We start from the raw sequence: 6,466 nt of genomic DNA on the forward strand, positions 1-6,466 counted from the left end.
TTGAATCTGAATCTGAAAAATACAAGGAAAATAATAATTATAATTAAACAGTATATAAAAATGATTATAAAAAACTAATTAAACATTATAAAAAAAAGATTATAAAAAAATAAAAGGATGAGAATCTAGATTTTAATTTTAATATCTAGAGCACTACATCCATCTTCATATACAAACACTGGGTTTATATCTAACTCTAAAATTTCTGGGAAGTCAAGAGTTAATTTTGTTACACGTTTTACAGTGTCTTTAACAGCTTCAATATCACTTGGATTTTCTCCACGATATCCTTTAAGTAATTTACTTATTTTTGTACTGTCAATTTGATCATCAATTACTTCATCACTAATTCCAGAACCTAATTTGAAACATACATCATTAATAAGATTTACATAGATTCCACCCATACCAAATCCTATTATTGGACCAAATTGTGCATCACGAAGCATACCAATTAAGATTTCATGTCCTTTAGGCATCATTTTTTGTACTTCAACACCATCAGGTACTACATCAGGATGTGCTTCTTTTGCACTTGCCATGATTTGTTCAAATGTATCTTCAGCTTCTTGTTTAGAGTTAATATTTACTACTACTCCACCAATATCTGTTTTGTGTAAGATTTTATCTGAAGCTATTTTAAGTACTACAGGGTATTGCATTTCCTCTGCTGCTTGTCCTGCTTCTTCTTTTGTTGTTGCAAGTATTATTGGTGCTGCAGAGATTCCATATGCTTTTGCAACTTGGTATGCTTCACTACCAAGAAGTGCATCTCTACCTTTTTGTTTAGCTTCTTCAATGATTCTTGCAGCTTCTTCTTTATCAGTATCTTGTACTTTATCAATACATGATTCTTGATCTTCTGATTGAATTGTATGATATCTTTCTAATGCTTTAAGTACATTTACTGCTGTTTCTGGGAATACACATACTGGAATATTATTTTCTCTTAGTAATATATTTTCTTCATTAAATGTAGGTCCACCCATATTTACAACAAGTATTGGTATGTCTGTTTTTCCTTTAGCTTCCACTATTGCATTTCCCACACCTTCTGAGTCATATGATGCTGTTGGACATGCCATAATAATAATACTATCTATATCATCTTCTTCTAATAAGATATCTAATGTTGCTTTATATCTATCTGCAGGAGCATCACCCAATACATCAATAGGGTTTTCTACACTTCCTTCATCTGGAATAACAGCTCTAAGTTCAGATTTTGTTTGATCAGTTAAATCTACTAATTCAAGACCAATGTCTTCTATTTTATCTGCTGTTAATACTCCTCCACCACCAGCATTTGTAATTACTGCTACTTTTTTACCTGTTGGTAATGATGATTTAGAGAATGCTAAACCATAATCAAATAAATCATTCATTGAACGTGCTCTCATTACACCACAGTTTTCAAATGCTGCATCAAATGCTGAATCATTACCTGCAAGTGCTCCTGTGTGTGAAGATACTGCTTTTGCTCCAGCTTGACTTGATCCTGCTTTAAGAATTACTACTGGTTTTATTTTTGTTACTCTTCTCATTACTTCAAGGAATCTTTCACCGTCACTAATTCCTTCTAAGTAACATAATATAACTTTTGTTTGATCATCAGTAGCTAAGTATTCTATTAAATCTATTTCTGATACATCTACTTTATTTCCTAAACTCACTACTTTACTGAAACCTATACCTTCTGAAACACTCCAATCAAGAATAGCCACAGTCATAGCTCCACTTTGGGATACAAATGCTATGTTTCCTTTTTTAGGTGAGAGTTGTGCAAATGATGCATTCATTGGTGTGTTTGTATCAAGACTTCCTAAACAGTTTGGACCTTGAATATTCATGTCGTATTTTTTAGCAATTTCTGCCATTTCATCTTCAAGTTTTGCTCCTTCTCCACCAACTTCTTTGAAACCTGCTGTTATAACAATAATATTTTTTATACCTTTTTGACCACATTCTTCTAATGTTTGGTTTATAAATCTTGCAGGTATTGATATTACTGCTAAATCAATGTTATCATCATCAATTTCACTTACTGTTTTATATGCAGGTAATCCTAATAATTTACCATCAGTTTTTGTATTTACTGGATAAATATTACCTCCATATCCACATTCTATGAGATTGGTAGTTATAATATAACCTACTTTTCCTTCTTGACTTGATGCGCCTATAACGGCTATAGATTTTGGATTAAATAACCCAGTGAGATCTTTCATAATAATTACTCCACTAGTTGTCTTATTTTTTTATATAAAAAAATTGAATATGAAATTTAGGTAAGTTTTAAAAAGTATACTTAATCCCTTTTTTCATTTCTTTTAAAAAAATATATTCTAAATGAATAATCATGATAAATTATTCTTTTTAAAGTATAATAGTATATCTATTTTTATAAGTATATATACTTACATCTTTTATATGAAGCCTTCATCATATATTAATATTATCATAGAATCATAGATAGGCTTATTCTACTACGTTCTATATCAACACTTAAAACTCTTACTTCAACAATATCCCCCACATTTACAATATCCATTGGATGTCTTACAAACTTATCTTCAATAAGTTCTGATATATGAACAAGACCATCTTGATGTACTCCAATATCAACAAATGCTCCAAAATCTACAACATTACGAACAACACCCTCTAAAATCATACCTTCTTCTAAATCCTCAATATCTATCACGTCACTACGTAGTTGTGGTGCATCTAATTTTTCACGAGGATCACGTCCTGGTTTTCTAAGTTCATCAATAATGTCCCTTAATGTCCATTCTCCAACATCTAACTCATTAGCCATTTTCTCAATATCATCAACTTCAATATTCACTCCACCATTTCTTACATCATCTAAGTCATAGCCATAGATTGAAAGAAGTGCAAGTGTAGTATCATATGATTCAGGATGAACACATGTTGTATCTAACACATTCTTTGGTGAGTATATTCTCATAAATCCAGCACATTGTTCAAATGTTTTAGCACCAATACCTGGTACTTTTAATAGTTGATTTCTATCAACAAATAAACCATGTGTTTGTCTATATTCCACTATATTCTTAGCAATTTTACTAGATACTCCTGCAACATGTTCCATAAGTGTTGCTGATGCAGTATTTAGGTCAACTCCAACGTTGTTTACACTTCTTTCAACAATACCTTCAAGTGATTCATCAAGTTTTTTAGCATTCATATCATGCTGGTATTGTCCCACACCAATGGATTTTGGATCGATTTTTACAAGTTCTGCTAGTGGATCTTGTAATCTTCTTGCAATTGATATTGCACCACGTTCTGTTACATCATAATCTGGAAATTCTTCCCTTGCAAGATTACTTGCTGAATATACTGATGCACCAGATTCATTAACTATCACGTATTTAACCTGTGTATCTTTTATAATATCGGCAATTATCTTCTCAGATTCACGTGAAGCAGTACCATTACCTAGTGCTATTAAATCAACGTTGTATTTATCTATTAATTTTAAAACAACATCTTTTGTTTCAGTTATTTTATTTTGTGGTTGGGTTGGATATACAACAGAGGTGTCTAATACTTTTCCATATTCATCTATTACTGCTAGTTTACAACCTGTTCTGAATGCTGGATCCCATCCTAGTACTACTTTATTTCTTATTGGTGGTTGCATCAATAGTTGTTCTAAATTTTTCTTAAATACTTTTATTGATTTATCCTCTGCAACATCAGTTAGTATTGTTCTTATTTCTCTTTCTATTGCTGGTGCTATTAATCGTTTATATGAATCTTTTATTGCTTTTTTAATGAATTCTGTTGTGTATTTATTATATTCCATTGCCTCTGGTGTTTTTGAATAATTTATTAATACTTCATCCTCTAGGAAGTATTGAATATTCTTTAGTGGTGCTTCTAATTTAACTTTTAATATGTTTTCATTCTCACCCCTATTTATTGCTAAGATTCTATGTTGTGGTATGTCTGAGATATTCTCAGAATAATCATAGTACATTTCATATTCTGATGATTCCTCTTTATTTTTTGATTCAACTATAACTTTTCCTTTTTTAATACTAATATCCCTTATAAATCTTCTAAATGATGCTTTATCCGATATAATATCGGCTATAATATCGTTTGCCCCTTGTTTTGCATCTTCTATTGTTGGTACTTCATCTGTTATGTATTTTTGAGCTTCAGTGTCAATAGAACAATCCATTTTCTGATCATATATTGTTAGAGCTAATTTCTCCAAACCTTTTTCTCTTGCCTTTGCTGCACGTGTAGTTTTCTTTTGTTTATATGGCCTATATAAATCCTCTAATTCAACAAGTGTTTCTACATCATTTATTTCATTTTCCAAATCAAGAGTTAATTTTCCCTGTTTTTCAATACTATTAAGAATATGTCTCTTACGTTCATTAAGTTTTTGAAGATATGTTAATCTTTCATTTAATTTACGTAGAATTTCATCATCTAATCCTCCTGTTGCTTCTTTTCTATATCTTGCAATGAAAGGTATGGTATTATCTTCATTAATAAGACTTATTGCAGCATTTGCTTGCCATGGTTTAATATTTAATTCATTTGCTATTACTTGTTCTATATCAATCATTGTTTCAATCCTTATTATTAAATAAAATGTATGTTTTCATAAATGTTTTAAAAAGAAAGTGTTGTTACTAATTATGATTTTTCTAAATACATACTCTATCAAATAGCCACTTAATTTGAATTTCTCATATATAATTATATCTAGGAAATATTATAAATCTATTCCAAGTTACTAAAAAAAGTATTAAAAAGATGGGGAGAAGTATAGTTTTCAGTACTATTTAATGAAAAACTTAACTCTCCTGTACCATCATCTGTAATTTTCATTTGTGGACATTGTGGATTTAATTGCTCAAGTAATGACCTACCATCACTACTAGACATGAAATGTGGCAGATATCCATTTATATCAACAGGATATACTACTGATGTAACATTATCTCCAGTAATTTGGAAGTTTACAAAGTATGCCCTATGTGTTGCAGTGTTACTTTGATCAAATATGAAATTACCAAGATTATAGAAGATTGGTTTTCCATTATACATTTCAATACCCTCAGTTACGTGGGTATGGGATCCTACAACTGTATCTGCACCTGCATCTATTGCTTTATGGGATATTTTTTCTTGCATTTGATTAGGACTTCTACTATATTCATTACCATAATGCATATATACTATTATAAAGTCAGAACCATTTTCTTTTGCAGCACTTATCTGTTTTGCTGATTCAACATCATCCCATGCAGAATAACCAGGACTTGAATCTCCAGCTACTGGCATTACATCACTACTATATTCCTTAAAATTATCACTATCCATATAATTGAATATTGTAACTTTATGTCCATTTTTTTCAATAACTGCAGGTTGAGTTGCTTCTTGTTTATTTTCTCCTGCTCCAATATGTATTATTCCTGCATTATTAAGATTTTTAATAGAATCTCTCATACCTTCTATACCATAATCAAAAACATGATTATTAGCATTTGCAGATACTACAGTGTAGTTAGTACCATTGACTAAACTAACATATTCAGGATCTGCTTTAAGTGGTACATCTGGTTTTAGAGCATTTCCACTGTTTGTAAATGGATTTTCAGTATTTACTAGTAGAATATCAGACTGTCCTGTTATGTTACTAACATATCTATATGGACTTTCACCACTTGAGAGAACACTAGGCATTTTACGTCCAAACATCACATCCCCTGTTACAGTTATGGATAAATTACCCTTATCTACATTCTTACTTCCAATATTTAATGAGTTATTTGATGTAAAAGGATTATGTACCATTAAAAGTCCACATAAAATTAGAAATAATACTACAAGAATTATTAATCTCTTTTTTAGGGAAATTTTTGACAATGAGTGTAGTATTCCATTATTAGATACTGTGGATTTATTAGTTTTCTTATTTGAGTTACTCATATATTTTCACTAGATTATATTTATGTGAAAAATAGCATTATAATATTTACTACTAGAGTAAATCTATGTTAAAATAAATAATTTCTAATTTAAAAAAAAATAAAAGGAGAATAATTATGGTTTTATTGTAATAGTACCATTTACTGTAGATGGGGCATAAATATCATTAGATAAGTAATTTACTGTGAGTTTTTGTGAACCTTGTGGTAATTTAAGAGTTGTTTTTGCTTGTCCATTTACTAAATTAGCACTTGCAATTACACTACCCATATATACTACATTTACACTTCCTATTTTAACTGGCATATTTTTAGTATCCCATACATCTATAACAAGTGTTGTGTTTGTTGTGGTTTTACTTGTTGTACTTAGTTTTATTGATGTTTTTGTTTTACTAATAGTAACTGATTTTACTACCTGTGAATCTTTATACATTGTGTTGTTAGTAAATTTAAATGTATATTTATGTGCTCCTGCAGTT

General features: G+C 30.1%; 4 protein-coding genes. All 4 read right to left on the reverse strand.

All coding sequences use genetic code 11. From position 1 onward, the window contains the following. Nucleotides 1–125 precede the first annotated feature (125 nt). Complete coding sequence (gene acs, locus A9758_RS02060; RefSeq protein WP_011406506.1) at nucleotides 126–2,228, reverse strand: acetate--CoA ligase alpha subunit; 2,103 nt, start codon at nucleotides 2,226–2,228, stop codon at nucleotides 126–128. Nucleotides 2,229–2,458: 230 nt separating this feature from the next. Further along, nucleotides 2,459–4,612 carry a Tex family protein gene (locus A9758_RS02065; protein WP_011406507.1) on the reverse strand — a complete coding sequence of 718 codons (2,154 nt, stop codon included), beginning with the start codon at nucleotides 4,610–4,612 and terminating at the stop codon, nucleotides 2,459–2,461. A gap of 158 nt (nucleotides 4,613–4,770) precedes the next feature. Beyond that, nucleotides 4,771–5,985 carry a CapA family protein gene (locus tag A9758_RS02070; RefSeq protein WP_011406508.1) on the reverse strand — a complete coding sequence of 405 codons (1,215 nt, stop codon included), beginning with the start codon at nucleotides 5,983–5,985 and terminating at the stop codon, nucleotides 4,771–4,773. A 114-nt stretch (nucleotides 5,986–6,099) separates the two neighbouring features. Next, nucleotides 6,100–6,466 (reverse strand): hypothetical protein (locus A9758_RS07530; protein ID WP_158005510.1); only part of this gene is annotated, 367 nt, incomplete at its 5' end.

The sequence above is a fragment of the Methanosphaera sp. A6 genome (genome assembly GCF_001729395.1).
GTDB lineage: Archaea > Methanobacteriota > Methanobacteria > Methanobacteriales > Methanobacteriaceae > Methanosphaera > Methanosphaera stadtmanae.